Origin of the sequence: Rhizobium sp. SJZ105, assembly GCF_007828365.1 — a bacterium.
Lineage (GTDB): Bacteria > Pseudomonadota > Alphaproteobacteria > Rhizobiales > Rhizobiaceae > Agrobacterium > Agrobacterium tumefaciens.
Genome location: NZ_VIUP01000005.1, coordinates 293,140 through 319,899, shown reverse-complemented (window position 1 = coordinate 319,899; position 26,760 = coordinate 293,140). Strand labels below are relative to the sequence as shown.

The 26,760-nt window shown below is 59.1% G+C and carries 25 protein-coding genes and 1 pseudogene; 18 read left to right on the top strand and 8 right to left on the bottom strand.

Going from position 1 to position 26,760, the window contains the following annotated elements:
* The 3 genes and pseudogenes from FB593_RS18060 to FB593_RS18050 all read right to left on the bottom strand — a co-directional run.
* Positions 1 to 93, bottom strand: a pseudogene (locus FB593_RS18060) (sugar ABC transporter permease); the annotation flags it as partial.
* A 71-nt stretch (positions 94 to 164) separates the two neighbouring features.
* Positions 165 to 1,442 (bottom strand): D-tagatose-bisphosphate aldolase, class II, non-catalytic subunit, encoded by a 1,278-nt coding sequence (locus FB593_RS18055; RefSeq protein WP_145166820.1) that lies wholly within the window; start codon positions 1,440 to 1,442, stop codon positions 165 to 167.
* Entirely contained in the window at positions 1,439 to 2,446 is a 1,008-nt protein-coding gene (locus tag FB593_RS18050; protein ID WP_186447937.1) for a sugar kinase, read from the bottom strand. Before FB593_RS18050 ends, FB593_RS18055 begins: the two co-directional genes overlap by 4 nt.
* 311 nt (positions 2,447 to 2,757) lie before the next feature.
* On the opposite strand from FB593_RS18050, the gene FB593_RS18045 reads away from it, so the two are divergent.
* The 10 genes from FB593_RS18045 (at position 2,758) to FB593_RS17995 (ending at position 13,119) form a co-directional block, all read left to right on the top strand.
* Positions 2,758 to 4,071, top strand: a complete 1,314-nt coding sequence (locus tag FB593_RS18045) for an ABC transporter substrate-binding protein (protein ID WP_111803014.1) — start codon at positions 2,758 to 2,760, stop codon at positions 4,069 to 4,071.
* Between the two features lie 270 nt (positions 4,072 to 4,341).
* Complete coding sequence (locus FB593_RS18035; RefSeq protein WP_025595922.1) at positions 4,342 to 5,112, top strand: galactitol 2-dehydrogenase; 771 nt, start codon at positions 4,342 to 4,344, stop codon at positions 5,110 to 5,112.
* A gap of 16 nt (positions 5,113 to 5,128) precedes the next feature.
* Complete coding sequence (locus tag FB593_RS18030) at positions 5,129 to 6,139, top strand: D-altritol 5-dehydrogenase (protein WP_065688977.1); 1,011 nt, start codon at positions 5,129 to 5,131, stop codon at positions 6,137 to 6,139.
* A 116-nt stretch (positions 6,140 to 6,255) separates the two neighbouring features.
* On the top strand, positions 6,256 to 7,269 hold the full coding sequence (locus FB593_RS18025; RefSeq protein WP_111803013.1) for a LacI family DNA-binding transcriptional regulator: 1,014 nt from the start codon (positions 6,256 to 6,258) through the stop codon (positions 7,267 to 7,269).
* 262 nt (positions 7,270 to 7,531) lie between these two features.
* Positions 7,532 to 8,890, top strand: a complete 1,359-nt coding sequence (locus FB593_RS18020; protein ID WP_003517962.1) for an NAD(P)H-dependent oxidoreductase — start codon at positions 7,532 to 7,534, stop codon at positions 8,888 to 8,890.
* 17 nt (positions 8,891 to 8,907) lie between these two features.
* The gene (locus tag FB593_RS18015) at positions 8,908 to 9,210 is read left to right on the top strand and encodes a putative quinol monooxygenase (protein WP_003517960.1); all 303 of its coding nucleotides are present in this window, start codon (positions 8,908 to 8,910) and stop codon (positions 9,208 to 9,210) included.
* Positions 9,211 to 9,222: 12 nt separating this feature from the next.
* Positions 9,223 to 10,125: an NAD(P)-dependent oxidoreductase gene (locus tag FB593_RS18010; protein ID WP_003517958.1), complete on the top strand. Its 903-nt coding sequence runs from the start codon at positions 9,223 to 9,225 to the stop codon at positions 10,123 to 10,125.
* A 21-nt stretch (positions 10,126 to 10,146) separates the two neighbouring features.
* Complete coding sequence (locus FB593_RS18005) at positions 10,147 to 11,142, top strand: DctP family TRAP transporter solute-binding subunit (protein ID WP_145166818.1); 996 nt, start codon at positions 10,147 to 10,149, stop codon at positions 11,140 to 11,142.
* A gap of 141 nt (positions 11,143 to 11,283) precedes the next feature.
* Positions 11,284 to 11,835, top strand: coding sequence for a TRAP transporter small permease (locus tag FB593_RS18000; protein WP_003517954.1), 552 nt, complete (start codon positions 11,284 to 11,286; stop codon positions 11,833 to 11,835).
* A gap of 3 nt (positions 11,836 to 11,838) precedes the next feature.
* Positions 11,839 to 13,119, top strand: coding sequence for a TRAP transporter large permease (locus FB593_RS17995; protein WP_145166817.1), 1,281 nt, complete (start codon positions 11,839 to 11,841; stop codon positions 13,117 to 13,119).
* A 24-nt stretch (positions 13,120 to 13,143) separates the two neighbouring features.
* Here the strand turns inward: FB593_RS17995 and FB593_RS17990 are convergent, their stop codons facing one another.
* On the bottom strand, positions 13,144 to 14,040 hold the full coding sequence (locus FB593_RS17990; protein ID WP_145166816.1) for a LysR substrate-binding domain-containing protein: 897 nt from the start codon (positions 14,038 to 14,040) through the stop codon (positions 13,144 to 13,146).
* Positions 14,041 to 14,128: 88 nt separating this feature from the next.
* The gene (locus FB593_RS17985; RefSeq protein WP_003517947.1) at positions 14,129 to 15,325 is read right to left on the bottom strand and encodes an MFS transporter; all 1,197 of its coding nucleotides are present in this window, start codon (positions 15,323 to 15,325) and stop codon (positions 14,129 to 14,131) included.
* 123 nt (positions 15,326 to 15,448) lie between these two features.
* On the opposite strand from FB593_RS17985, the gene FB593_RS17980 reads away from it, so the two are divergent.
* Entirely contained in the window at positions 15,449 to 16,303 is an 855-nt protein-coding gene (locus tag FB593_RS17980) for an AraC family transcriptional regulator (RefSeq protein ID WP_080850052.1), read from the top strand.
* Here the strand turns inward: FB593_RS17980 and FB593_RS17975 are convergent.
* Positions 16,300 to 17,190 carry a helix-turn-helix domain-containing protein gene (locus FB593_RS17975; RefSeq protein ID WP_013761428.1) on the bottom strand — a complete coding sequence of 297 codons (891 nt, stop codon included), beginning with the start codon at positions 17,188 to 17,190 and terminating at the stop codon, positions 16,300 to 16,302. The genes FB593_RS17980 and FB593_RS17975 overlap by 4 nt on opposite strands.
* 93 nt (positions 17,191 to 17,283) lie before the next feature.
* Here FB593_RS17975 and FB593_RS17970 point away from each other — a divergent pair, with 93 nt between their 5' ends.
* The 6 genes from FB593_RS17970 (at position 17,284) to FB593_RS17945 (ending at position 24,174) form a co-directional block, all read left to right on the top strand.
* Positions 17,284 to 18,555 (top strand): ABC transporter substrate-binding protein, encoded by a 1,272-nt coding sequence (locus FB593_RS17970; RefSeq protein ID WP_145166815.1) that lies wholly within the window; start codon positions 17,284 to 17,286, stop codon positions 18,553 to 18,555.
* 78 nt (positions 18,556 to 18,633) lie between these two features.
* Positions 18,634 to 19,494 carry a carbohydrate ABC transporter permease gene (locus FB593_RS17965; RefSeq protein ID WP_013761426.1) on the top strand — a complete coding sequence of 287 codons (861 nt, stop codon included), beginning with the start codon at positions 18,634 to 18,636 and terminating at the stop codon, positions 19,492 to 19,494.
* Positions 19,491 to 20,327 (top strand): carbohydrate ABC transporter permease, encoded by an 837-nt coding sequence (locus tag FB593_RS17960; RefSeq protein ID WP_003517937.1) that lies wholly within the window; start codon positions 19,491 to 19,493, stop codon positions 20,325 to 20,327. The genes FB593_RS17965 and FB593_RS17960 overlap by 4 nt, the downstream gene beginning before the upstream one ends.
* A gap of 13 nt (positions 20,328 to 20,340) precedes the next feature.
* Entirely contained in the window at positions 20,341 to 21,426 is a 1,086-nt protein-coding gene (locus tag FB593_RS17955; protein ID WP_065663044.1) for an ABC transporter ATP-binding protein, read from the top strand.
* Positions 21,427 to 21,463: 37 nt separating this feature from the next.
* Positions 21,464 to 23,467: an aldo/keto reductase gene (locus tag FB593_RS17950; RefSeq protein WP_145166814.1), complete on the top strand. Its 2,004-nt coding sequence runs from the start codon at positions 21,464 to 21,466 to the stop codon at positions 23,465 to 23,467.
* Between the two features lie 257 nt (positions 23,468 to 23,724).
* On the top strand, positions 23,725 to 24,174 hold the full coding sequence (locus FB593_RS17945; protein WP_057208994.1) for a hypothetical protein: 450 nt from the start codon (positions 23,725 to 23,727) through the stop codon (positions 24,172 to 24,174).
* Here FB593_RS17945 and FB593_RS17940 read toward each other — a convergent pair.
* Positions 24,145 to 24,935 (bottom strand): IS5 family transposase gene (locus FB593_RS17940; protein ID WP_112179483.1). Its coding sequence is split into 2 segments (ribosomal slippage): positions 24,145 to 24,605 and positions 24,605 to 24,935, totalling 792 coding nucleotides; the frame shifts between segments, so codons are not numbered across the junction. The genes FB593_RS17945 and FB593_RS17940 overlap by 30 nt on opposite strands.
* A gap of 221 nt (positions 24,936 to 25,156) precedes the next feature.
* Here FB593_RS17940 and FB593_RS17935 point away from each other — a divergent pair.
* Positions 25,157 to 26,389, top strand: coding sequence for a M24 family metallopeptidase (locus FB593_RS17935; RefSeq protein WP_112513652.1), 1,233 nt, complete (start codon positions 25,157 to 25,159; stop codon positions 26,387 to 26,389).
* A 12-nt stretch (positions 26,390 to 26,401) separates the two neighbouring features.
* Here FB593_RS17935 and FB593_RS17930 read toward each other — a convergent pair whose 3' ends face one another.
* Positions 26,402 to 26,719 carry a cupin domain-containing protein gene (locus FB593_RS17930; protein ID WP_003517929.1) on the bottom strand — a complete coding sequence of 106 codons (318 nt, stop codon included), beginning with the start codon at positions 26,717 to 26,719 and terminating at the stop codon, positions 26,402 to 26,404.
* Positions 26,720 to 26,760 lie beyond the last annotated feature (41 nt).

Sequence of the window (26,760 nt, the reverse complement as noted above, 5' to 3'; positions counted from 1 at the left end):
CATCGCCAGGGGCACGATCATCCACACCAGCAAAAGCAGCACCGAAGGCGCAAGCATAACCCGCGCCAGACCGCTCGTGTTTCGTGTTGCCATTGGTAGTCCCCTCCATGACCGATACCCGCAACGTCTCCGCCGGGGCATCCGAATTTAACTTGACGATTGTCTTAGCAGCGACCTTCGCCCGTCGCCGCATGGTAGGTTGCTAGCACCTGATCCACCGCGGCGATCAGAACCTCCTCCATATCCTTGCCTGCAACCGTGGCGAGCGGCAACTCGCCGAGGTATTGGCGCAGCAGGGTTTCGGGAATTGTCTTCCCGTCAAGCGCCTTATGCAAGGCGGAAACGGCTGCGAGTGCCTCGGGCCTTGTCCAGTAATAGCGAATGCGGTCGCTGTAGCTATAGTGGCGCTGCAATCTGAGCGTGATGTCATCACCATGGTAATGACCCTGCCAGTCGCCGGGCGCGCCGAGCATCAGCTGTTCCATGGTCCGCGCCAGCGGCCGGTCGCCATAGTCGCCGACCATCTCGGATGCGATCATATCGAGAGCGTAGAGTGCTTCGCGGTAAGCGAAGGTCAGCCCCGGACCGACTTTCAGGATCGGATATCCATCGCGCACAAGGGCGCCAAGCGCTGCTCTCGTTTGATAATCCGTCGAGTGTGCCTCAAAGACCAGTTGCGGTTCGCCGTCCAGCACGGCGCTGAGCGCCATGGCCGCATCCGGATTGTAAGCGACGACATTGTCGCTGCCGAATTCCACGCCGGGCTGCACGACAAAGGCGATGACCCGTTCGAACGCATCGGAAAGACCGTGCTGCGCGAATATCTCACGGTGCAGGTCAATGGTCATGCGCGCCGCCTGCGGCTCGGTGGGCGCCACCGTGTCGAGCACGTGATCGGCGCCTCCCGGCACCGGCACTTCGGTGCCGAGAATGTAAAGCGGTTTTGGCAGCCCCGCCTCGGCGGCTGCCTTTTCGGCGACAGCCGCGAGTTTTGCTGCGCGATTGGCAATGGTCACGTCATCCAGTGCGGCCGGCTCACCGGCGCAGCCCATCGACGCATCCAGATGAATCTTGCGAAAACCGGCTGTGACATAGGCTTCGACCATGTTGGCTGCGTTTGTCAGCGCGTCCTCGGCTTTCTCCTTGCGCCAGGGATTGGGACCGAGATGATCGCCGCCGAAAATCAGGAGCTCGCCGGGCAGTCCTTCTTCCTGCGCAATGCTGTTGACGAAGGTAACGAAGTCGCGCGGCGTCATGCCGGTATAACCGCCGAGATGATTGACCTGGTTGCAGGTGGCCTCGATCAGCACGGCTGTTTGACCGGCAGCGGCGCGGCGGATTGCGGCGCGCAGGACAACGGGGTGGGCAGAGCAGACCGAAGTGATACCTGCCGGCTTGCCGGCACGGCGCGCGGCGGCGAGATTTTCCAGAATGGCGGTCATAGGACTTCCTCCGACAATAGCGCGGTCACGAAGGCGTCAAGTTCGGCAAGGCTGGCAGCGCCTTCCATGGGGCCGCGCTTTATGACGTTGTGCGCGCCTGATGCATTGGCATAGGTGAGCGCTCTTTCGGGATGCATGCCGAGGCGGCGGCAGGTGAGGTAAGTTGCGCCGAAACAGTCGCCGGCGCCGGTCGGATCGATTTCGGAGACCGTCAGTCCGGGGGCGTCGATGCGGCCATAGGCGCGGCTGAAGTGGCTGGCGCCTTGCGCGCCGCGCTTCAGCACGATTTCGCCGATACCGGAGGCGAGGAGCTTTTCTATCGCTGCGTCCTCGTCATCCAGACCGGAGGCAGCTTGAAGTTCTTCGCCGGAAGGCAGCAGAAGGTCGGTGACATCAAGGAGATCGTCGATCAGCTTGCGGCCCTCGTTACCCTGCACCAGTTCCTTGCGGATGTTCGGATCGAAAGACACCGAGCCGCCGCGCGCCTTGACGCTTTTGATCGCCTCCAGAATGATCTCGCCGATACCGGCAATCGCAAACGCCGATCCCATGACGTGCACATGGCCGGCCTGTTCGATGAGGGCCTGCGCCTTATCAGTCATGTGCGTTTCGCGCGCTGCGGAATGGGCGATGTTGAAAACGAAATCCCGTGCGCCGTTTTCCCTGTAGCGGACAAAAGCGCTGCCGGTCGGCCGGTCCGCAATGGTGGCGATGGCCGATATGTCCACGCCGTCACGGCGCAGCCGCTCGATGTTTAGCCGGCCGAAATCGTCATCGCCAACCGCCGCGATAATGCCGGCGCTGCCGCCGCAACGCGCGACCTGGTCGATGAAAATGGCGGGCGCGCCGCTTGGAAAGGGGCCGATCAGCGTTTGCGGCTCGAGAAAGCCGTCGCCCACTGTCGTCGCCATGATTTCCACGAGGATTTCACCCGCCGTAATGGTCGGGCCTTTCGCGTGCGGCGCAAGTGCGGATACCTGCCTCATCATCTCCTCCATATGCATTCGGCTCCCACCTTTCCGGTGGGTGCAAATCCCCGGCGTCCCGGCTCTGTTATTTTCCGGATATCAGTTAAAATTTACGCACGTCAAGATATTTTTTGATGGTGTTTTTGTTGCGATGCAACAAGTAAAGCGGATCATGTAATTATTTTTGATGACATTATCGACTTTAAAACAGCTATTTATAGCAATATATCCAAGAGTGCTCGCGTCACATTTTATTTTTGGATGTTGACAAATGGCGCGATTTTGCGAGATAAAAATTTACGCATGTATTGTTATGCGTGGACATCCGTAAAGGAGGAGCGGGTCTCATGAGCAAATTCATTGGAATTCTGTCGTCGTCTGTGGTTGGAGCGGGCCTTTTGGCCGGACTTGCGCAGGCGGAAGAAATCAACATCGCCACCGTCAACAATGGCGACATGATCATCATGCAGAAGCTTTCCAGCGCCTGGGAGAAGGAAACAGGAAACAAGATCAACTGGATCGTGCTGGAAGAGAATGTTCTGCGCGAACGCGTCACCACCGATATCGCCACCAATGGCGGCCAGTTCGACATCATGACCATCGGCGGTTACGAAGCGCCGATCTGGGGCAAGCAGGGCTGGCTGGCTCCGGTCGATGATCTCGGCGACGATTACGATTACGCCGATCTGCTCGATCCGATCAAAAAGGGCCTGACGGTGGACGGCAAGCTTTACGCGGTGCCGTTTTATACCGAAAGCTCGTTCACCCTTTACCGCAAGGACCTGTTCGACGCGGCCGGCCTGAAAATGCCTGATAATCCGAGCTACGACCAGATCAAGGACTTCGCGGCCAAGCTGACGGAGAAGTCGAAACAGCAATATGGCATTTGCCTGCGCGGCAAGCCGGGCTGGGGCGAGAACATGGCTTTCCTCGGTACCATGATCAATACCTATGGTGGACGCTGGTTCGACATGGACTGGAAGCCGCAGCTGACGAGCGAGCCGTGGAAAAAGGCGATCTCGGATTATGTTGCGCTGATGACCTCCTACGGCCCGCCCGGTGCGGCGACCAACGGCTTTAACGAGAACCAGACGCTGTTCGCATCCGGCCATTGCGCGATGTGGATCGACGCCACCTCGGCTGCGGGACGTATCTACGATCCCAAACAGAGCCAGGTTGCCGACAAGACCGCTTTCACGCGTGCTCCGGTAGAGGCAACGCCGAACGGATCGAGCTGGTCGTGGTCATGGAACCTTGCAATTCCGAACACCACGAAGAAGCTCGAAACCGCCAAGTCATTCGTTAAATGGGCGACCTCGAAGAACTATGTGAAGACGGTCGGCGAAAGCGAAGGCTGGGTCGCCGTGCCGCCCGGTACGCGCAAATCCACCTATGAGCTGCCAGAATACAAGAAAGCCGCACCCTTTGCGGATACGGTGCTGAAAGCCATCATGTCCGCCGATCCGTCGAAGCCGACAAAGGATCCGGTCCCCTATACTGGCGTGCAGTTCGTCGCCATACCGGAATTCCAGTCGATCGGCACGGTTGTCGGCCAGCAGATTGCGGCAGCACTCTCCGGCCAGCAGACCGTCGATACGGCGCTCGAAGGCGCCCAGAAACAGGTCGAGCGTGACATGACCCGCGCGGGCTACATCAAGTAGCCGCGTCCTCCCGGCGTGCCGCCCGTTCGTCACTTTGGCGGCGGGCGGCATGGGTGGGGCTGGCGCACCCGCCGCCCTCATTCGTGTGCTTGTCACAGGAATCCAGTCAGCCCAAGTCCTTGGGCTGAAAAGGACTCTCTCGCCACGCAGACGCGCGTCGGCTGGATTCCTGTGACAGGCACAGGAATGAGGGGAGTGAGAAAATCGCATCTAACACAAACGCGCATGGCCGAGTTCATCCATTACCCGCCATGCATCACGGAGATCGACATGAGATTGAAGAACAAGGTCGCGCTGATTACCGGCGCCGCCCGCGGCATCGGCCTTGGTTTTGCACAGGCTTTCGCCGATGAGGGTGCAAAGGTCATCATCGCCGATATCGATATTGCCAGGGCGACCGCTTCTGCAGCCGCTATAGGCCCATCCGCCAAGGCCATCCGTCTGGACGTGACTGACCTTGGTCAGATCGATGCGGTTGTAAAGGCGGTCGATGAGGAATTCGGCGGCATCGATATTCTCGTCAACAATGCCGCGATCTTCGATATGGCGCCGATCAACGGCATTACCGAAGAAAGCTATGAGCGGGTTTTCGACATCAATCTCAAGGGGCCGCTTTTCATGATGAAGGCCGTCTCCAATGTCATGATCGCGCGTGCGCGCGGCGGCAAGATCATCAATATGGCGAGCCAGGCCGGTCGGCGCGGTGAGGCGCTCGTGACGCTTTATTGCGCTTCCAAAGCGGCGATCATTTCCGCCACGCAGTCGGCGGCGCTGGCGCTCGTCAAACACGGCATCAACGTCAATGCGATTGCGCCGGGTGTCGTGGATGGCGAGCACTGGGAAGTGGTCGATGCGCATTTCGCCAAATGGGAAGGCTTGAAGCCGGGTGAGAAGAAGGCGGCGGTGGCCAAATCCGTGCCGATCGGCCGTTTCGCCACGCCGGATGACATCAAGGGCCTTGCAGTTTTCCTCGCCTCTTCCGACAGCGACTATATTCTCGCCCAGACATATAATGTCGACGGCGGCAACTGGATGAGCTGAAAAGCCGGAGATGACCATGCATGCGATTCAATTCGTCGAGAAGGGACGAGCCGTGCTTACGGACGTGCCCGTCGCCGATCTGCCGCCGGGGCATGCCCTTGTCCGGGTCAAGGCTTCGGGGCTGTGCCATACCGATATCGACGTGCTACATGCGCGTTACGGTGACGGTGCCTTTCCCGTCATTCCCGGCCATGAATATGCTGGCGAAGTTGCGGCGGTGGCGGCAGATGTCACTGGTATCAAGGTCGGCGACAGGGTTGTCGTCGATCCCAATCTGCCCTGCGGCACCTGCCCCAGTTGCAGGAAAGGGCTTACCAACCTCTGCAACACGCTGAAGGCCTATGGCGTTTCCCACAATGGCGGTTTTGCGGAATTCAGCGTGGTGCGCGCCGACCAACTGCATGGCATAGGTTCCATGCCCTATCACGTGGCAGCACTTGCCGAACCGCTCGCCTGCGTCGTCAACGGCATGCAGAGCGCGGGTATTGGCGAGATTGGGTCGGTGCCGGGCAATGCGCTTGTTTTTGGCGCCGGCCCCATCGGCCTGCTGCTCGCCCTGTCGCTGAAATCACGAGGCATTGCCACGGTGACGATTGCGGACATCAACGAAAGCAGGCTGGACTTCGCTGAAAGTCTTGGACTTCAGACGGCGGTTTCCGGGTCTGAGGCGCTGCTGCGGCAACAGAAGGCGTTCGATTTCGTGGCGGATGCGACCGGCATCGCAGCTGTTGCGGAAGCAATGATCCCGCTGGTCGCGGATGGCGGCACGGCGCTGTTTTTCGGTGTCTGCGCGCCGGATGCCCGTATCTCGGTTGCGCCTTTCGAAATCTTCCGGCGGCAGCTGAAGCTTGTCGGCTCACATTCGCTGAACCGCAATATACCGCAGGCGCTTGCCATTCTGGAAACGGATGGTGATGTCATGGCGCGGCTGGTGTCGCACCGGCTGCCGCTTTCGGATATGCTGCCGTTCTTTATGAAAAAGCCGTCCGATCCGGCCACGATGAAAGTGCAATTTGCAGCCGAATGATCGTTTGGCCGTTGATAACCGTATTCGACCGGCTTTTCGTGCGAAGGCCGGTCGATATAGAGTACCACATGTAATATTTCATGGGGGCAAGCACTTTGGCCAAATCTATCAGGACGATGGAAGAGTTCTCGGAATTCGTCGGCCTTTCCCGCCCGACTGTTTCGAAATACTTCAATGATCCGGCCTCGGTCCGCAAGAAGACGCGGGATGCCATTGAGGATGCGCTGAAGAAATCGGGCTTCCGACCGAATATCTTCGCCGTCAACCTCAACCGCCGCCGCTCCAATATCATCGGCATCATTATTCCGAACTCAACCGACCCGTTCTACATGGCGCTGACGAGCCGTATCGAACTCATCGCCAACGAGGCGGGGTTCCTTGCCTTCGTGCTGTCGTCCGACGGCAAGGCGGAAATCGAGGATCGGGCCATCCGCACCTTCAAGTCGATGAATGTCGCGGGCGCCATCATCGCTCCGCTCGGCGTCAAGTCCCATCGCGCCACGCTAGAGCAGCTGGCGGCCAGCATACCGATCGTCTATGTCGATTCTCCACTCGACGAGACCTCGGCCTTTGTCGGCACCGACAACCGCCAGAGCGTCGGGCTGATGGTGGATTATCTCTGCCGTTCGGGCGAGCCGCCCTGTTTCTTCGACATGCCGCAGGTCAATACCAACGCCGCAACGCGCCGCACGGCCTATGAGGAGGCGATGCGGCGTCTTGGTTTCGAGCCGCATGTCATCGGTGTTCCCGGCACCGTAACCTGGGATTTCGAGCGTTTCGCCTTTGATGAAGCGACTCGGTTGCTGGATGGGGCAGGGCATTTGCCCTCGCGCACTATTTTATGCGCCAATGACCGTATCGCCTTCGGCGTCATCGCCGCCGCCTTCCAGAAGGGCATCAGGGTCGGCCATGGCACGGATTACGATCTCAGGGTAGCCGGCCATGACGATCATCCGCTTTCACGTTATGCCTGCCCGCCGATTACCACGGTGGCGCAGAATTACAACGAGATCGGCAGGCTATCGATCGAACTTCTGCTGCAGAAGTTGAATGAGGAGGCGGATGATACGACACGGATGCGCGAGCGCATTCTCCTCAGTGCCGATCTGATGCTGCGCAAATCGGCTTGATAGTTTGTTAGAAAAATTAAAAGAAAAATCTGTTTTTCTAAATAGAACTAATATTTGAACGCTCCTACTCTGTTCCCAGGGTTGCTTTGGGAGGCGACCGCGGGGGCCGGCGCAAGTGTGTGCCGGGATCCGGGAGGAACGCAGAAACGTCATGTCTTCGGTGCCGCGAGGGTTAACCCTTCGTAGCCTCGGTATCGCATGGCCTTTGCCGGGCTGACTGGGCACTCTCGCCAGCAATTTCCCCAGCGAAGGATGTCAAAACATGAATCTCTATTCTCTTCTGTCGCAGCGCGCAGCCGGCGGCAAGCCCGTCAGGGTGGGTCTCATCGGTGCCGGCAAGTTCGGTTCCATGGTTCTGGCGCAGGCGCAGCGCATCGCCGGTTTCCACATGGTCGCCGTCGCTGATCTCAATGTCGGCAAGGCGCGGGAATCGTTTGACCGCGTCGGCTGGCCGAAGGAGCGTTATGACGCGACGAGCTGCGCCGATGCGCTGAAGAGCGGCAAGACCTATGTGACTGACGATGTGAATGAACTGTTCGCCTGCGGCGAGATTGAATGCGTGATCGAGGCGACTGGCCATCCGCTGGCTGGCGCGCGCCATGCGCTCGGAGCCATCGACCACAACAAACATGTCGTCATGGTCAATGTGGAAGCCGATGTGATGGTCGGGCCCATCCTGGCCGAAAAGGCGCGGGCCAAGGGTCTTATCTACTCCATGGCTTACGGTGACCAGCCGGCCCTGATCTGCGAATTGGTCGATTGGGCACGCGCCACCGGCTTCGAGGTCGTTTCCGCCGGCAAGGGGATGAATTTCGAGCCGCGTTACCGGTATTCGACGCCTGATACGGTCTGGAGCTACTTCGGCTGGACTGACGAGGAAGTGGCCAAGGGCGACTTCAATCCGAAAATGTACAATTCATTTACCGACGGCACCAAGGCGGCCATCGAAATGGCGGCGGTCGCAAACGGCACAGGGCTGGATTGCCCGGATGACGGTCTGGCCTTCCCGCCCGCAGGCCTGCACGATCTCGCCCGCGTCTTTCGCCCTGCTGCCGATGGCGGCCGCATGTCGCGCTCCGGTCTCGTGGATATTGCCGCAAGCCAGGAGCCGGATGGTCGCGAGGTGTTTAATAACATCCGTTACGGCGTTTTCGTCACCTTTAAGGCACATAATGAATATGCCCGCGCCTGCTTCAAGCAATATGGACTGCTGACCGATCCTTCGGGCTGGTACGCCTCCATGTGGCGTCCGTTCCACATCATCGGTCTCGAAACTTCGATAAGCGTGCTTTCGGCCGTACTGCGCAATGAGGCCACCGGTTGCTCGAAGGAGTTCCGCGGCGATGCGGTTGCGACGGCCAAGAAGGACATGCAGCCCGGCGAAATGCTTGATGGCGAGGGCGGTTACGCGGTCTGGGCCAATGCCATCCCTGCCACCCGCAGCCTCGACATCAAGGCGCTGCCGATCGGTCTTGCCCATAATGTCAAGCTGAAGCGCGCCATCAAGAAGGATCAGATCGTCAGCTTCGATGATGTGGAACTGGTGAGCGACTTGGATGTGGTGAAGCTTCGCCAGGACATGGAAAACCAGTTCCGTCCGCAAAAAGACGCTGCGGCGTGATGGACGGAGAACGGGACATGCCGAATGGAGCTTTCGTGGTAATCGCGGAATTCCGGGTCAAGCCTGACGCGATGGATGCCTTTCTTAACGCAGCGCAAGATGATGCCACCCATTCGGTTCAGGATGAACCGGGTTGCCGGCAATTCGATGTGGTGCGGCCGGAATCCGGAAACAACGTGGTGTTCTATGAGGTCTATGACAGCCGCGAAGCTTTCGACGACCATCTGAAAACACCCCATCTCGACCGGTTTCGCGAGGCGTTTCCCGCCCTCATCGAAGAAGAGTTGCCGGTTCGTTTCCTCAACCGGCAATGGCTTTGAAGGGTGGAAAAAATGCAGGACATCCGCGAAATCGCTGTCATCGGAACGGGCATCATGGGTGCACCCATGGCGGCGCGTCTGGCGGAGGCCGGTTTTTCCGTCAAGGCCTGGAACCGCAGTGCTGAAAAAGCTGCGGTTCTGGCGGCAAAGGGCGTGCAGCCGACGGCCACGGCTGCCGAAGCTGTAGCCGAAGCCGATGTCGTGCTCTGTATGCTGAGTTCCGGGCCGGTCTGCGACGAGGTTCTGCTCGGCGCCTCGGGTGTCGTTTCCACCATGAAGCCTGGTGCATTTCTGCTGGTGATGAGTTCGATTCCGGTCGACAGCGCACGGGAACAGGCGGAGGCGGCAAAGGCTCATGGCGTCGCTTATGTCGACGCACCGGTTTCCGGCGGCGAAAAAGGGGCGACTGAGGGAACGCTCGCCATCATGGCCGGCGGTGAGCAGCGGGATGTGGACGCATTGCGGCCACTCCTCAATTGCCTCGGCCGCGTCACCCATGTCGGTCCGGTGGGCTGCGGTTCATTGGCCAAGCTGGCCAACCAGCTGATCGTGGCTTCAACGATCTGCGCCGTAGCGGAAGCTTTGACGCTGGTTGAAGCGGGGGGAGCCGACCCGGCGCAGGTGCGCCAGGCTTTGCTTGGCGGTTTTGCCGAGTCCACCGTCTTCCGCCAGCACGGCAAACGCATGGTGGAAGGCGATTTCCGCCCCGGCGGGCCGGCGAAATATCAGCTGAAGGATACGTCCACGGCGCTGGCTTTCGCCAAGAGCCGTGGCCTGAAATTACCGGTCGGCGAGGAGGTTGACCGGCTGTTCCGCTCCATGGTCGAGCATGGCGCGGGCGAGCTTGATCACAGCGGTGTGATCCTTGAAGTTAAACGCATGAACGCGTTCGGAGGAACGCTCGAAACTGTTTAGAGACAACAACGGGAGGAACACATGAAAATTTCAAAACTTTACGGGCTGGCTCTTGCCGCCACCATGCTTGTTGCATCGATCGCGCAGGCGGAAACGCTCACGCTTTCGACGCCGGATTCCGATACGTCGGAAATCACGCTCGCGGCCAACAAGTTCGCCGAGATTGTTTCGAAAAAGACTGACGGCAAACTCAAGATCAAAGTGTTTCCGAACGGCACGCTTTATGGCGGCGATCCTTCGGCGGGCGTTAAGCAGCTGGCCGGCGGTTCGCTCGACATGCTCTTGAACTCGACATCGCTTTACGCGACGTTCAATCCGAAATTCACGGCCATCGCCATTCCCTATCAGTTCCGCGATATTGACCAGCTGCGCGTCTATCTTGACAGCGATCTTGGCAAGGAGCTTTCCGGCGATCTGAGCAAGATCGGCATTCTCGGGCTCGATCTCTGGTCTCGGCCGTTGCGCCAAATCACCAACTCCAAGGCGCCGATCAAATCGCCTGCCGATCTCAAGGGCATGAAGCTGCGTGTGCCGAACAATCCGCTCTGGGTCGAATTCTTCGGCGCCATGGGTGCTGCCCCGACGCCGATGGCCTTTGCGGAAGTCTATAACGCGCTCCAGCTGAAAGTCGTCGACGGGCAGGAAAATCCGGTCAACGTGCCTGTCAGCGCCAAGCTATATGAAGTGCAGAAATACCTGACGATCAGCAACCACATCGCTGACGCCTGGGTGCTGGGCATGAACCCGGCCCGTTTCGAAGGCCTCGACGAAGGCTTCAAAACGGCGTTGAAGGACGCGGCCACGGAAACCGAGCTGTGGAAAGCCGAGAACGATGCTGCCGATATCGACAAGTCGCTCGCAACGCTGAAGAAGAACGGCATGGAGGTCAACACGCTGACCGACGACGAGCGCAAGGCTTTCGTGGCTGTCGCGACTGGTCTTTCGGCAAAATTCTCCGCCCTCGTGAAAGATCAGGCGTTTTTCGACAAGACGCAGGCTTTCCTCAAGACGAACTGACGCCGCCAGTGAAAGGAGGGTCGGGCTTGCACCGATTAGCAACCCGGCCGCTCCCATCGTCAGCAAGGGTTGCCTTGCCGTAGCGGCAGGGTGGCATTCGTTTTACCGGATATCCGGTTTCAGCAGTGGAAGGGTATTGTCATGCGCGATACGAAACCGTCGGTGCTCGGCACCATCGTCAAGGTCATCGCTGATGTCGCCGCCGGGGCGGCCTGTTTCGGTATTCTTGTCGTCGTTCTTCTCCAGGTCATTGGCCGCCTCATCGGCAGCCCTCTTCCATGGACCGAGGAGGCGACGCGCTTTCTCTTCATCTGGATGGTGTTCCTTGGCCTTGCCGCCGGTTTCCGCACTGTTGAAAGCGCGCGGGTCGTGGTGTTTCTGGTGCTGTTCCACCGCCTGTTCAGGCGGTTGGCGGTGCCGATCTATGTCGGTTCTTCGGTGTTCTTCTTCGGCATGATGGGCTGGACGGGCTTCACCCTGGTGCGCCAGCAGATCATGATGAACGAGACCGCCGCGACCTTGCCCATCCCCATGTGGACCATCGGCATGGTTCTGCCTGTCTCGGCCGTCATCGCCGTGCTGGCCATCATCGAATCTCTGCGCAGCAGGCGGGACCTGATCGCGCTACCCGAGATCGGTATCCCCGCGGACGAGATCGCCCACGCCGATATCTCTATTTCAGCAGGACATTGAGCCATGTCGGTCTTTCTTCTCATCGCTTTTTTCGGTCTCAGCATGCTGGGTGTGCCGCTCGCCATCGCTTTGGCGCTCGCCAGTGTCGGCACGCTGTGGCTCTTCACCTCCATGCCCATGGACCTTCTGTCGCAGACGATGTTCTCGTCGATGAACTCTTTCCTTCTCGTCGCCGTGCCACTCTTTATTTTGGTCGGTACGGTGATGGAGCGCGGCCGTGTGGCGGAGCGCATCTTCGATTTCGCCGAGGCGATGGTCGGCTGGCTTCCCGGTGGACTTGGCCACGTCAACGTCATTTCGTCGGTCATCTTTTCCGGCGTCTCCGGCTCCTCAGTCGCCGATATCGCCTCTGTGGGCGCAATCGAAATCAAGGCCATGGAGCGACACGGATTTCCAAAGGGTTATGCCGTCGGCATGACGCTCTGCACCTCCACGCTCTCTTCCATCATCCCGCCGTCGATCCTGATCGTGATTGCCGGTTCCATCGCCAATGTGTCGATCAGCACGCTGCTCATTGCGGGTCTGGTGCCTGGCCTCCTCATCGCCTTCGCTTTTCTTGTCTTTAACCACTTCTATTCGGTGCATTACGGCTACAATCCGCCGACGCCCTTCAATTTCCGTCTGGTTATCGTCACCGGCCTTCGCGCAATCCTGCCGATGCTCACGCCGCTGATCCTCATCATCGGTATCGCCAGCGGCCTGTTCACGCCGACGGAAGCCGCGGCCATCGCGGTTGTTTATGTGGCCGTATTGGGTGTGCTGGTCTATCGCACGCTGCCGGTTCGCGAATTGCCGGAAATACTGATATCCACGGCGCGCATTTCCGGCACCATCCTCTTCATCGCCGCCACCTCGCAGCTTGCCGCCTGGGTCTTCACCTTCGACGGCCTGCCGGAACAGGTGGCCGAGCTTTTGAAGGCGATGAACCTTGGGCCGATGTCGGGCATGCTGGTGATCTTCGTTTTCCTGCTGATCATCGGCATCTTCATGGAGGCTATCCCCGCCATGTTCATCCTCATTCCGGTGCTGATGCCGCCGGTGGAGGCGCTGGGCATCGATCCGATCCACTTCCTGATCGTGACTGTCATGACGCTGACACTTGGCCTTGTGACGCCGCCGGTCGGGGTCTGCCTGTTCGCGGCAGCACAGGTGGCGAACATGAAGATCGAGGACGTCATTCGTGGTTCGCTGGCGCCAATGACGGTGCTGACACTCGCCATATTCGCACTCGTGCTTTTCCCGGTGCTGACGCTCGGGCCGATACGGTTGATGGGTCTTTATTGAGACTGAAACAGGGAGCCTGAAGCATCAGACAACGCGACGGGCACGCCACTCGTCGCGTTGTTTTCGCATCCACTCCAGAAACAGCGTCACTTTTCTCTGACGCAGGTGGGAATGCGGGCAAACGATCCATTGCGTGACGAGCTTGATGCGGGGCGCATCGGCCACGGCCGGGATCAGCATTCCGCGTTGCAGTTCCCGCTCCATCATCAACGTGCTTTCCAGCGCCACGCCGATGCCCAGAACGGCGGCGTCGATGGCCATGTGGCTGCGATCGAACAGAACGCGACGCCAGCGCTTTTCAGCCGTCACGCCGGAAAGCGGGAACCAGTGGTTCCATTGCGCCTGCGCCTTGACCGAGTGGATAAGCCGTTGGTTCTGCAAATCTTCGGGCAGGAATGTACCGGCACCGGGCATGTCCGGTGAACAGACCGGCAGGAACTCCTCCTCCACGAGTCCTTCCACAAACAGGCCCGGCCAGCGGCCATCGCCATGGCGCAGCTCTATGTCGACAAGCTCCTGCGAAAAATCGGTCGGCTCGTTGGTGCCGTCAAGGCGCACTTCCAGTTCGGGATGCTCCTCCAGAAAGGAGCCGAGACGCGGCAGCAGCCATTTGTTGGAAATGGTCGGGGTTGCCCTGATTGTCAGCGTGGTCACCGAGCGGAAGCCGCGAATACCGTCGGTGGCATCGCTGATCTGCTCGATCTGTGCGGTGATCATCGAGAAGTACCGCTCGCCCGCCTCCGTCAGCGTCACCTTGCGGCCGGTCCGCGCCATCAGCGTCGTGCCAAGCTGGCCTTCGAGCAACTGGATCTGCTGGGAAACGGCTGAAGGCGTAACGCTCAGCTCTTCCGCCGCCCGCGAAATGCTGCCCGCCCTTGCCGCAGCATGAAAGACGAGGATCGATTTTATCGGTATCTGCATGTGGCTGGTCTTCGCTCAACGAATTACGGCAGTCACCGTGATTATCACAGGTGACTGCCGTGACGAAACGCTTGAGAGCGAAGGGTCTTTACCGGTGGCTCGGCAACTTTGGCAAAAGCACGGTCAACAGGCCGAGCAGCGGCAGGTAGGAGCAGATGCGATAGACGAACTCGATGCCTTCCTTGTCCGCATAGATCCCGAGAACCGCGGCCCCGATGCCACCGAAGCCAAAGGCGAAACCGAAGAACATGCCGGCGATGAGACCAACGCGCCCGGGTACCAGTTCCTGCGCGAACACGACGATTGCCGAGAAGGCGGAAGAGAAGACGAAGCCGATGACGACGACTAGAACGGTCGTCCAGAACAGGTTCGCATAGGGCAGCATCAGCGCGAAGGGAATGACGCCGAGGATCGAGAACCAGATGACGACGCGCGAGCCGAAGCGGTCGCCGATCGGACCACCGAAGAAAACGCCCGCCGCAGAAGCGCCAAGGAAGAGGAACAGCAGAACCTGCGCATCCTGCACGCCCAGCCCGAACTTCTCAATGGTGTAGAAGGTGAAATAGCTGGAAAGGCTAGCGAGATAGGCGTTCTTGGTGGCGGTCAAAACCACCAGCACGGCAAGCGTCATCATCACGGTGCCGCGTGCCAGCGGAAGTGCGCGGCTGGCCGGAGCCTTGCCGACATTCGCGCGACGGTGGCGGGTATACCAGACGCCGACCCAGGACAAGACGGCAAAGCCCATCAGCGCGATCAGTGAGAACCAGCTGAGGCTGGCTTGACCGAACGGGATGACGATGAAGGCGGCCAGCAGCGGGCCGATGGCCGTGCCTGTATTACCACCAACCTGGAAGAAGGACTGTGCCAGACCGTGGCGACCACCGGATGCCAGACGGGCAACGCGTGACGCCTCCGGATGGAAGATCGCCGAGCCGACACCGATCAGGCAGGCGCCGATCACGAGCACCTCGAAGCTGTGAGCGAATGCGAGCGTGATGAGGCCAGCACAGGTGGAGAGCATGGCGACTGGCAGGGAGAAAGGCATGGGCCAGCGATCGGTCACCATGCCGACGACCGGCTGCAACAGCGATGCCGTGACCTGAAAGGCGAAGGTGAGCAGCCCGATCTGCATGAAGTCGAGCGCATAATTGGCCTTCAGCAGCGGATAAAGCGACGTCAGTAGCGATTGCATGATGTCGTTGAGCATGTGGCAGAAGCTGGCTGCTGCAATGATTGAAAACGCCGTGCGTTGCGGGCTGAACCCGGTGCTGGTGACGGTGGCCATGATGTATCCTCTCCAGATTCCCCGCGAGAGACGGGAAACGTGTCTTTATTTCTTCCCGCTTTTATTCATATTGTTTCTGGCCTGCTTTCGTGTTCTGGACGAGTTTCTTTGTGAATGGGCCAAATGGCAAAAATCAAATCGCTAAAACCCGCCCGTCTGGCGGATGACGACCATGAGCGCAGCCTGAAATTGATCGACGGCACCAACGAGCCGGTGCTGGCGCTTCACCGTGCCTATCCGACAGGACACCATACCCCGGTCCACAGCCATGGCCGGGTGCAGATATGGTGCGCACGCCAGGGCGTCGTGCTGGTCAGCACCGCCGCCGGGCGCTGGATGATACCGCCCGGTCACGGGCTTATCATTCCAGCCGGGCTGAAACATGAGGCTGAGATCATCTCAACGGTGGAGATGCATTCGATCTACGTTCACCCCGATCTGTTTCAAGCCGGGGCCCCAAGGGTGGTGGAAATTACCGCCCTTGCCTCCAGCCTGATTTCGGAATTGCTGGGCGAGGAGTTGCAACCCGCCGCTTTTCACCGGCAGGGACTGGTGCGGGCGCTTCTGCTCGATGAGGTCAACCGTCTGCCGGAACGCCCGCTGGGATTACCCTTTCCCGATAACCAGCGTCTTGCCGGTCTTTGCCGCGAGTTCCTGAAAAAGCCTGTCGCCAGAGTGGAAATCGATGACTGGGCTGCCGCCATGGGCATGAGCCGGCGCTCCTTTACGCGGTTATTTCGTAAAGAGTTGGGGGTGAGTTTTGTCACCTGGCGTCAGCAGGCCTGCATTTTTGCGTCTTTGCCGAGGCTTGCCGCGGGCGAGGCGGTGACCAATGTGGCGCTGGATGCCGGTTATGAAAATATTCCGGCTTTCACCACCATGTTCCGGCGAATGCTCGGCAATTCGCCCCGCGCCTATCGCAAGGCGACAGGCCAGCGCAGTGCCGGCTACTCCGATTTTGAAGAGGTGGAAAACTAAGCCGCCGTCGCGCGCATATCGCGGCGGAAATCGGAAGGCGACATGCCGGCGATCTGACGAAACGCCTTGTTGAAGGCGCTGACGGAGCCGAAGCCGCTTTCCATGGCAATCTGCAAAATATTGTCCTTGCCGTTCATCAGCATCGCCTGGGCGCGGGAAAGCCTGAGCAAGGTCAGGTATTTGATCAGCGTCATCCCGGTGGATTTGCGAAAAAGGTTCATCGCATATTTCGGATGAAGCGAGGCGGCGCGGGCAATTTCGGTCGCGTCGATGTCGTCTAGAAAATTGGCGGCAATGAAATCGCACATGCGCACCACGCCGATTGAGGGCGCCATGCTCTCGTCGTTCTCTTCCCGTTTGCCGCTGACGGCGGAGGATATGACGGTATAGGGCTCGAGGAACATGCGCTCCACCCGCAGCAGCAATTCTTCCACCGCGTGCTGCGCCTTGGCCGGATCACCCGACGTGACGTAACGGAACCAGCGGCCGAAATTTTCCTCGTCGGCCCGGTCCGTCTGCGCACTCACCATCGTTGCGCCGCCCATCAGCAGGCTGGAAACCGCAGCCGGCAGCCGCATGCGGAAAAAATGGACGAGCGGCAGATGCGCGCCCGCATAAATCGAATCATCGGAGGAACGGTCCATCTGGTGCGGCTGGCCGCCCCAGAAAATGCACATCTGGCCGGCATCGAGCGAAAGGTCGTGGTCGCCCATCCGGTAATGTACGGATCCCGACATCACATAGTTCACCTCCACCTGCGCATGCCAGTGCGGCCTGAGCATGATGGGCGGGTGGTTGTAAAAAAGCTGGAGCGTGGTCGGCATGCCTTCGATGCTGCTTGCACCCGGCTGGTAGAAGGCTCTTTCCGCAATCTTACTTTCCGCCAAATCGATGTTCCCTTTGTACGAGACAGATTTCCTGCCGCCGGTAATGTGCCCATGTTCGCTAAAGAACGGCAATTGAAAAAAGGGAGGTTTTCAATGTGCTTTAAATTTCTTGGCGCGTCGACGGCTCTGGTGCTCCTTGCGGCACCGGTAATGGCGCAATCCGAGACCTTAACCATCTGGAGCTGGAATGTCGCCGCATCGGCGCTTAAATCCACTGTCGAAGGGTTCAACAAGCAAAATCCTGACATCAAGATTGTTGTTGAAGACCTTGGAAACGATCAGGTTTTCGACAAGACGCTGGCGGCTTGCGCAGCGGGTGGCGACGGCCTCCCGGATATTGTAACGGTCGAAAATTTCGAGGCGGAACTGTTCTGGAGCCGGTTTCCGGATTGTTTCACGGATTTGACTGCACTTGGCTATACGCCTGAAAAACAGGCGCTTTTTCCTGACTTTAAGCGCACGGAGCTGGAGGTCGATGGCGTAGCTTATGCGGTGCCTTGGGATTCGGGTCCGGTGGCCGTTTTTTACCGGCGCGATTTCTACGAAAAGGCTGCTGTCGATCCGGCCACCATCAAAAGCTGGGATGATTTCATCGCGGCTGGCAAGAAGGTCATGGCCGCCAATCCCGGCACCGTGATGGCGCAGGCCGACTTCAACGGCGACAGCGAGTGGTTCCGCATGATCGCCAACGAGCAGGGATGCGGTTACTTTTCGACCGACGGCCAGAACATCACCATCAACAAACCTGCCTGTGTCGCGACGCTTGAAAAGATCAAGCAGATGAAGGATGCCGGCATCATCACGGCTGCGATCTGGGATGAGAAGATCCAGGCCAATACTGCCGGCAAGGCCGCGAGCCAGATGTATGGCGCCTGGTATGAAGGCACGGTTCGCTCCGGCTCTCCCGGTCTTTCGGGCAAGTGGGGTGTCTATATGATGCCGAGCCTTACGCCTGACGGTCCGCATGCAGCCAATCTCGGTGGCTCTTCGCTGGCGATAAGTTCGGCGTCCAAGCACAAGGAAGCCGCCTGGAAGTACATCGACTACGCGCTGACCACCAATGAGGGGCAGGTGACGATGCTGAAGTCCTTCGGCCTCGTTCCCTCGCTTCTCTCCGCCATCGATGATCCTTTCGTCAAGGAAAAGCAGCCCTATTGGGGTGGGCAGGCGGTCTGGACCGATATTCTGGCGACCCTGCCGAAAATCGTGCCCAGCCGTGGCACCGCGTTCCAGTCGGATGCAGATGCGATCTACAAGGCGACGCAGACCAAATATTTCGCGGGTGGTTATCCCGATGCGAAAGAAGCTCTCGACGATGCCGCAAAGCAGATCGAAACGGCCACGGGGCTGCCGGTCGCGGAATGAAGCTCTCGGATGGCCGGCCTTGCGGTTTAGCAGGACCGGCCTCTCCAAGCTTTCCAACCATCGCATCTGGAGGTCGTCATGCCGTCAAGGAACAGGATCGCTTATGCGTTCCTTGCGCCCTATCTTCTGATTTTCGCGACGTTCTGGGTCTGGCCGATCGTCAGCTCGTTCATGCTGTCGTTTCAGAACACCCGCATCAATCCCTGGCGGTTTGCGCCCTCAATGAACTGGGGGAGGCTGGTCTCCGATCCGGCGTTTTATAACGCGCTCTACAATACGCTGATCATTCTGGTCATTCAGGTGCCTGTCATGATCGCGCTTGCGACCGTCATGGCGGTACTTCTGAACTCGCCACTGTTGAAGGTACGCCCGCTTTACCGTTTTGCCTTCTTCGCACCCGTCGTCGTCGGAGAAGTCGCTTATGCGGCAGTTTTCCGGCTGATGTTCAGTGCCGATTTCGGCATCATCAACAAGCTCATCACTTCCGTTGGCCTTTCGCCCATCTCGTGGTTCGACAATGCCAATGCGGCCATGGCGCTGGTCATCATCGCCGTCACATGGCGCTGGGCGGGGTATAACGCCATCATCATTCTGGCCGGCCTGCAATCCATCCCCGGCGATGTCTATGAGGCGGCGACACTGGACAAGGTGAACAAGCGGCAGCAGTTCTTCCACATCACACTGCCGCTGTTGAAACCCATCATCCTTTTTTGCGTGGTCCTGTCCGTCATCGGCACCATGCAGCTTTTTGCCGAGCCTTTCCTCATCACCAACAGGGGTGGGCCTGGCGGCGGTACGGAAACGCTGGGGTTGTTCCTTTACCGGCAGGGCTTCACTTCGCTCAATTTCGGCTACGCCTCGGCCATCGCCTACACCATGGCGGCGCTCGCCATCGCCATTTCGCTTCTTAATCTCTGGGTCGGGAGGGAGCCGAAATGAGATCGAAATCCAGATCGCTTCTCTGGCAGAAGATCGCGCTGCATGCGACGCTGACGCCGCTTGCCCTCATCTGGCTATTTCCGCTTTGGATGATGTTCGTGTTCTCGACAATGCCTGATTTTGGCATTTTCAGCCCCGACATCGTGCTCGTCCCGTCCACCAATTTCATCGAGAACTTCAAAAACCTTCAGGCGGATACCAACTTCCTGCGGGCGATGTTCATATCGATCACCGTTGCGGTCATCTATACGGTTCTCTCGGTGTTTCTGACCTCCATGGCGGGCTGGGCGCTGGCGCGCTATCGTTTTGCCGGACGCTCGGTGGTGATCGCCATCATTCTCGGCACCATCACCTTGCCTTTTGCAGTTGTCGTCATTCCCCAATTCATCATGGTGGCGCGCGAATTCAAGCTCGCCAACACCTGGGTGGCACTTATCGTGCCGCCACTGTTTAACTCGCTCGGCGTGCTGTTCATGCGGCAATCCTTTTCCATGATGCCAACGGAGCTTTTCGATGCGGCAAGGGTCGAGGGCGTCAAGGAATGGCAGATATTCCTGCGCATTGCCCTGCCATTGGCGCGCCCCACCATGGCGGCGCTGTCCATCATCCTCTTCCTCGCTTCCTGGAATAATTATCTCTGGCCGCTGCTGATCAACTCCCGTCCGGAAATGATGACCGCACCCGTGGCACTTGGCACCCTCATCGGGCTCACCAAAGTGTCATGGGGCGGCATCATGGCCGGTGCAGTTCTGCTCACCGCACCCATTCTCATCGTTTTCGTGGCTTTGCAGCGCCACTTCATCGCCGGCATTTCCGCCGGGGCAGTCAAGTAAGGGGAGAGACCGCATGGCGGAACTTTCGCTCAAGAATGTCGTCAAGCGCTACGGTGCGCTGAAAGTCATCCATGGTGCAGATCTCGATATTGCCGATGGCGAGTTCGTGGTCTTCGTCGGCCCGTCCGGCTGTGGCAAATCAACGCTTCTGCGTATGATCGCGGGGCTGGAGGATATATCGGACGGCGATATCAGTATCGGCGGCAGAACGGTCAACGATGCCGATCCGGCCGATCGCGGCATCGCCATGGTGTTTCAATCCTATGCGCTTTATCCGCACATGACGGTTGCCGAAAACCTGTCCTTCGGCCTGAGGATGAACGGCAATCCCAGGGCCGATACGGAAAAGCGTGTCAGCCGCGCCGCCGAAATCCTGCAGATCAACGAGTTGATGGAACGCCGGCCAAAGCAGCTTTCCGGCGGGCAGCGGCAGCGTGTCGCCATCGGCCGCGCCATCGTGCGCGAACCGCAGGTCTTTCTGTTCGACGAGCCCTTGTCGAACCTCGATGCGGAACTTCGGGTGCAGATGCGGGTGGAAATCTCGCGGCTGCACAAGCAGCTTGGCACCACGATGATCTATGTTACCCACGACCAGACCGAGGCGATGACGCTGGCCGACAAGATCGTGGTTTTGAGGGCGGGCAATATCGAACAGGTCGGTGCCCCGCTCGATCTTTATGACGACCCCGCCAACCGTTTCGTTGCCGGTTTCGTCGGTTCGCCGAAGATGAATTTTCTGGAGGCGACCGTCATTGGTACAGATGGACAAAGCGTTACGCTGTCGCTCGACAGCGATCCTGCCGTGCGGCTGACCCTGCCGATCAAGGACCGGCTCGATGAGGGAAGCAAGGTCTCGCTCGGTATCCGGCCCGAACATTTTGCTGATGTCGGGCAGGGCGATGCCGATCTCACCGTCCACGTCGATGTCGCCGAGCACCTCGGCAATACCAGCTATGTCTATGCCCGTACGGAAGGCGGTGAGCAACTCGTCATCGAGCGGCCGGAATCGCGAGACGTCGCCAATCGTGACCGGCTGACGGTCGGTCTTTCCGCCCGCAAGGCATTTCTTTTCGACAGTCAGGGCAATCGCCTGCGCTGAACCCTTTCCCAAGCACGCAAGTCAAGACGAGGATTTCATGACGACCGACCAACCGATCCGCTGGGGCATTATCGGCCCGGGCACCATCGCCAAGACCTTTGCGGACGGCATTGCCCATTCCCGCACGGGTAAGCTCGAGGCTATCGCCACCCGCAATCCGGACAAGCCCGGCCTTGCTGACGCCTTTCCCGGCGCGCGCATCATCCATGGTTACGATACGCTGCTTTCCGATCCCCATATTGACGCCGTCTATATCGCCACGCCCCATACCGGCCATGCGGAATGGGCGATCAAGGCGATCCGTGCGGGCAAAAACGTGCTGGTGGAAAAGCCCATCGCGCTTTCCGCCTATGACGCCGACGCCATTTTCCACGAAGCGAAAAAAGCTGATGTCTTTGCGGGCGAGGCCTATATGTACCGCCTGCATCCGCAGACGGCAAAACTGGTGGAGTTGATCAGGAACCGCGCCGTTGGCGATACCCGCATCATCCGCTCCAGTTTCGGTTTCAACATGGGGTCTTTCCGTGCCGATCATCGTCTGTTTTCCAATGAGACGGCAGGCGGCGGCATTCTCGATGTCGGCGGTTATCCCGTATCCATGGTGCGGCTGATTGCCGGTGCAGTCGATGAAAAACCCTTTGCTGAACCCGAAAAGATTGTAGGTGCGGCCCATCTCGGCCAGTCGGGCGTCGATGAATGGGCTTCGGCCGTTCTGAAATTTTCGAACGGTATCGTTGCCGAAGTCTCCTGCTCGATCATGGCAGGCCAGGACAATGTGCTGCGCATCATCGGCTCGGAAGGCCGTATCGAAGTCAAGGATTTCTGGTTCGCCGCCGGCCACAAGGGTGGCACCGGCCGGATCGATATTTTCAGGGGCGACAAGGTCGAAACCATCGAATTGCCGGAAGACCGCTGGCTCTATTCCTTCGAAGTCGATGCGGCAGGTGAGGCGATAAGGCAGGGCAAGCAGGAATTCGGCGCGCCCGGCATGGGCTGGGCCGACAGTCTCGGCAATCTACGTGTCATGGACCAGTGGCGTGCCGCCGTTGGCTTGGAATACAGCGTCGAAAAAGCAACCTCTCGCATCACGAATATTGCCGGTGGCAAGGTCGTGGCAGGCAATGCGGTTCCGAAGCGGCAGATACCCGGCCTCACCAAACCCGCTTCGGTGGTTGCGCTCGGTTTCGAGTTCTTCCCCAATTTCGCCTCCGCGTCCCTGACGCTCGATGCCTTTTATGAGGCGGGCGGCAATCTGTTCGATACAGCTTATGTCTATGGCGGCGGCAAGACGGAAGCCATATTCGGTGACTGGCACACCAGCCGCAACGTGCCGCGCGAAGAAATCGTGCTGATCGGCAAAGGCGCGCATTCGCCCCTCTGCTATCCGGACATGATCGCCAAGCAGCTCAACCAGTCGCTGGAGCGTCTGAAGACGGATTATGTCGATGTCTATTTCATGCATCGTGACAATCCCGACGTGCCGGTCGGCGAATTTGTCGATGCTATGGATGCCGAAGTCCGGCGTGGTCGCATTCGGGGCATTTTCGGGGGATCGAACTGGACGCGCGAGCGTATGGACGAGGCCACCGCCTATGCGCAAGAGAACGGCAAACAGGCGCCGGGCGCACTTTCCAACAATTTCTCGCTTGCCGAGATGCTCGATCCCATCTGGGCGGGGTGTGTGGCGGCATCGGACGATGAGTGGAAGGCATGGCTCCAATCCCGCCAGATCCCGAATTTCGCCTGGTCGAGCCAGGGGCGCGGCTTCTTCACCGACCGGGCGGGGCGGGACAAGCGAGATGACGAGGAAATCGTCCGCGTCTGGTATTCCGACCGCAACTTCGACCGCCGCGACCGGGCGATCGAGCTTGCCCGGAAACTCGGCCGCCATCCGATCCACATCGCGCTCGCTTATGTCATCGCCCAGCCTTTCCCGGTCATTCCGCTGATCGGGCCGCGCACCATTGCCGAACTGGAGGACAGCCTTTCTGCGCTGGATATCAAGCTGACGGCTGAGCAGGTTAAGTGGCTGGAGGCGTGACGCGACACGAGGCGGCGGGTTTTCCGCGGCCTCCGGATGGATGATAAAGTCGGCTACCTCTCCTGCGTCATGCCGGGCTTGACCCGGCATCCGGCCACGGTGTGTCAGCGCCGTGGCCGGAGCCTTTTGCAATCAAGGAATTGACCGTGCTGGACCCCGGACTTCGTCAGGGTGACGGAATGCGGATGCTGTGGTGGTGCTAGGTCCTGTTGACAAAGTGCTGCTGCCAATGCGAATCCTGCCGTCAGGGGGACGTCATGGCGATACTTAGGATTTATGATCTCAAAGAGAATGTCCTCGCGCTTGATCTCAGAGACTTACTGCGGCTTTTGACACCTCGATCTTTGCAGGCAAATTGGACAGTCTCGACCGTCAAGTCATCCAAGCCTGGGCACGAATGGTTTGAGGCCACAGGTGACGGCGGCGAGCAACTGGAGGAGTTGGCGCAGGACGACGCCCGGCTTTCAGGCTCCGATCTAGCAGCCTTGGCCGAGAAGACGCAGCAGGTTATCTGGGGCGAGTTTGTCGGCTCCGGACCGATGCAGTCAGACAAGACATGGATTACGATCCGAGCCGTCGACAGCACATTCTACGAGATCGATACGGACGATGAGACGGTGCTGAGTAAGATCAGCTCGACCTACAAAGACGTCCGAACTGGGGAGGCCCCGGTTAGGTCATGGGTTTTGGACCATCCCGGTGAATGATGGCAGCCAGACGCGAACGGCAGCCAAAGCAAGGAATGCAGCGAACGACCGTTCGGTTTTATCATAGCGGGTGGCTACGCGCCGAAACTGCTTGAGCTTGTTGAACAGGCGCTCGATACGGTTTCGATCCTTATAGGCCCGAAAGTCGCAGACGGGCGGCTCTTTTCGATTTGCCTTCGGCGGTATAACGGGCCTGATCCCGTGGGTCAGCAGTTCTTCACGCAGGAAGTCGCTGTCATAGCCCTTGTCAGCGAGAAACAATCTCGGTTTGCCAACTGGCATTGCTAGCAAGCCCGGAATGGCATTGTAGTCCGATGCTTCGCCACCCGTCAGGATGAAGCCGAGAGGGCGTCCTTGACCGTCTGCGCGAGCGTGGATTTTTGTCGTAAAGCCACCGCGTGATCGACCAAAAGCCTCCTTATAAGTCCCCCTTTAGCGCCCGCTGCCTGTGAATGGCCTCGAACCGTGGTGCTGTCGATCATGTGCTGCCAGTCGTCGGTTAGCCCCAACTCGACAAGCGTTTCGAGAAGTCCATCCCACACGCCTTGTTCCGCCCAACGACGGAAGCGAACATAGATGGAGTTCCACTTGCCGTAGCGCTCGTGCATGTCGCGCCAGGGGCAGCCGATCCGCAGAACATGCAGCATTCCGTTGAGATATCGCCGGTTGTCATGAGAGGGCCGAGACTTCCTGCCGCGCTCGGTAGGCAGCAGCCCCTCAATGATCCTCCATTCCAAATCCGTCAGATCGCCACGCGCCAAACCCGCCTCCTAAAAGGCAGTTTTGAATCATGCTTCCACTGATTTGGGAATCCACTTTGTCAACAGGACCTAAAGCACTGTTTTATAGGAGGACTATCCCCAACCTCCAACCTTATCTTGTTTTCCTGCTTCTTTCTCTCAGCAGCCGCTGATAAATCGGAATCTTGATATAATTGCTCCCGCCTGAAAACACGGGGGTGAAACAATCTACCGAGGTTCTTATGGGCGATATCGATCGAGGCCGTGCGCAGCAGTTGATGGGTGAGGCGGGCATGGATGCGCTGGTGCTCTTCCAGCCGGAAGCCTTCCGTTATGCCGTTGGAGCACATGCGGGCGTTGCGACGATGTGGGGCAGGGCGGGGTCGGCGATTGCGCTTGTGCCAGCCGATGCTGCGTCCGGGCTTGCCGCCGTCGTCAGCGATCACGCCGCACCTCTTGTCGAGAAGGCCGCGCCTGATGTCGATCTGCGCCGGCATCGCATCTGGATCGATATGGTCGATATGTCGGGTGTCGAAAACGTCTCGCAGGTAGACGGTGCCTATCGCCGAAACAATTCCGGCGGACAGAGGCCGGAGACATTCGATCGCGCCGCCTGCTTTGTTTTGCTGGCCGACCTTCTGCAGGAACGCGGGCTGTCTGCGGCGCGCATCGGTGCCGATCTCGAATTCATGCCCGCCGCCGATTTTTCGGCTCTTCGTGAGGTGACGCCCGCTGTGAACTGGGTTGATGGTTCGACAGTGCTGAAACGTCTGCGTGCGGTGAAATCCGTGCGCGAGATTGAACTTCTCAGGCGGGCCGCAGCGGCCGCTGAGGCCGGGCTGGTCGAGATGGCGGCGGCCGTGCGGCCGGGCTTGGCGCTCAGCCAGCTTTCCAACGCGTGGAAAGTCGGCGCTCAGTTGCATGCCTTGAAGTCGGGTTTTTCGCTGAGCGGTCATTGGGACTATATATCGGTCGGTCCGGTCCTGTCGGATATGACGGCGGTCGTCGCGCCCGGTGCCCTGATCAAGGCCGATGTTGGCACGTTGGTCGATGGTTATTCGTCGGATGGCGCGCGGACGTTTTCATGGGGTGCGGTCTCTCCGCTCGCGGCCAATATTTTCAAGGCGCTGGAGGCAGCTTTTGCCAGCGGGCTGGAAGCGATTCGTCCCGGCAATACATTCGGTGCGGTGCACGCCGCCATGCTGGCTTCGATGCGCAAAGACGGATTCAGCGAATATTATCGCGGTCATTTCGGCCATTCCGTCGGCGGCGGCGTGGGCATAGAGGAATGGCCGTTCTTTTCCCATGACAATGAGGAGGTCATTCTTCCCGGTATGGTCGTGGCACTTGAAGCGCCGTTTTACGGCGAAGGTCTGGGCGCGCTAATGATCGAGGACCAGTTCCTCGTTACTACAGCAGGGGCAGAGTGCATGAACAGCCTGCCACGCACCCTGCGGGATTTGTCCCGCGCCTGAGGCCGGCCAGGTTCAGAGAAAGTCGTCGCGGCGAGGGGTGAAGCAGTCGATCAGTTCGCCCTCTTCCAGGCAGAGGCAGCCGTGCTCGACATGGCCGGGAATGATGAGGCTGTCGCCTTTCTGCAGGTCGTAGGCTTCGCCATCGCGGTAAAAGCGGAAGCTGCCGCTGGCGACATAGGTGGATTGCACATGCGGATGGTTATGCAGCTTGCCTTCGGCGCCGGTCTTGAAGCGGAACGAAACCACCATCAGCTCCGGCGCTTCGGAAAGCACGGTGCGTTCAACACCATCGTCGGGTGAAACGGTGGGGAATGTCGGAAGCTGCTGCATGTCGTTCTCCTCGGTCATGCGATGTCGTTCAAGCTTGAAAT

Bases quoted from the DNA above. Each gene is read 5' to 3' on its own strand.
- FB593_RS17980 (WP_080850052.1), top strand. From the start codon at position 15,449: ATGGCAAAAATCAAATCGCTAAAACCCGCCCGTCTGGCGGATGACGAC.
- FB593_RS18045 (WP_111803014.1), top strand. From the start codon at position 2,758: ATGAGCAAATTCATTGGAATTCTGTCGTCGTCTGTGGTTGGAGCGGGC.
- FB593_RS17970 (WP_145166815.1), top strand. From the start codon at position 17,284: ATGTGCTTTAAATTTCTTGGCGCGTCGACGGCTCTGGTGCTCCTTGCG.
- FB593_RS18005 (WP_145166818.1), top strand. From the start codon at position 10,147: ATGAAAATTTCAAAACTTTACGGGCTGGCTCTTGCCGCCACCATGCTT.
- FB593_RS17945 (WP_057208994.1), top strand. From the start codon at position 23,725: ATGGCGATACTTAGGATTTATGATCTCAAAGAGAATGTCCTCGCGCTT.
- FB593_RS18050 (WP_186447937.1), bottom strand. From the start codon at position 2,446: ATGCATATGGAGGAGATGATGAGGCAGGTATCCGCACTTGCGCCGCAC.
- FB593_RS17965 (WP_013761426.1), top strand. From the start codon at position 18,634: ATGCCGTCAAGGAACAGGATCGCTTATGCGTTCCTTGCGCCCTATCTT.
- FB593_RS18000 (WP_003517954.1), top strand. From the start codon at position 11,284: ATGCGCGATACGAAACCGTCGGTGCTCGGCACCATCGTCAAGGTCATC.
- FB593_RS18035 (WP_025595922.1), top strand. From the start codon at position 4,342: ATGAGATTGAAGAACAAGGTCGCGCTGATTACCGGCGCCGCCCGCGGC.
- FB593_RS18020 (WP_003517962.1), top strand. From the start codon at position 7,532: ATGAATCTCTATTCTCTTCTGTCGCAGCGCGCAGCCGGCGGCAAGCCC.
- FB593_RS17955 (WP_065663044.1), top strand. From the start codon at position 20,341: ATGGCGGAACTTTCGCTCAAGAATGTCGTCAAGCGCTACGGTGCGCTG.
- FB593_RS17995 (WP_145166817.1), top strand. From the start codon at position 11,839: ATGTCGGTCTTTCTTCTCATCGCTTTTTTCGGTCTCAGCATGCTGGGT.
- FB593_RS17930 (WP_003517929.1), bottom strand. From the start codon at position 26,719: ATGCAGCAGCTTCCGACATTCCCCACCGTTTCACCCGACGATGGTGTT.
- FB593_RS17960 (WP_003517937.1), top strand. From the start codon at position 19,491: ATGAGATCGAAATCCAGATCGCTTCTCTGGCAGAAGATCGCGCTGCAT.
- FB593_RS18030 (WP_065688977.1), top strand. From the start codon at position 5,129: ATGCATGCGATTCAATTCGTCGAGAAGGGACGAGCCGTGCTTACGGAC.
- FB593_RS18015 (WP_003517960.1), top strand. From the start codon at position 8,908: ATGCCGAATGGAGCTTTCGTGGTAATCGCGGAATTCCGGGTCAAGCCT.
- FB593_RS18010 (WP_003517958.1), top strand. From the start codon at position 9,223: ATGCAGGACATCCGCGAAATCGCTGTCATCGGAACGGGCATCATGGGT.
- FB593_RS18025 (WP_111803013.1), top strand. From the start codon at position 6,256: ATGGAAGAGTTCTCGGAATTCGTCGGCCTTTCCCGCCCGACTGTTTCG.
- FB593_RS17985 (WP_003517947.1), bottom strand. From the start codon at position 15,325: ATGGCCACCGTCACCAGCACCGGGTTCAGCCCGCAACGCACGGCGTTT.
- FB593_RS18055 (WP_145166820.1), bottom strand. From the start codon at position 1,442: ATGACCGCCATTCTGGAAAATCTCGCCGCCGCGCGCCGTGCCGGCAAG.
- FB593_RS17990 (WP_145166816.1), bottom strand. From the start codon at position 14,040: ATGCAGATACCGATAAAATCGATCCTCGTCTTTCATGCTGCGGCAAGG.
- FB593_RS17950 (WP_145166814.1), top strand. From the start codon at position 21,464: ATGACGACCGACCAACCGATCCGCTGGGGCATTATCGGCCCGGGCACC.
- FB593_RS17935 (WP_112513652.1), top strand. From the start codon at position 25,157: ATGGGCGATATCGATCGAGGCCGTGCGCAGCAGTTGATGGGTGAGGCG.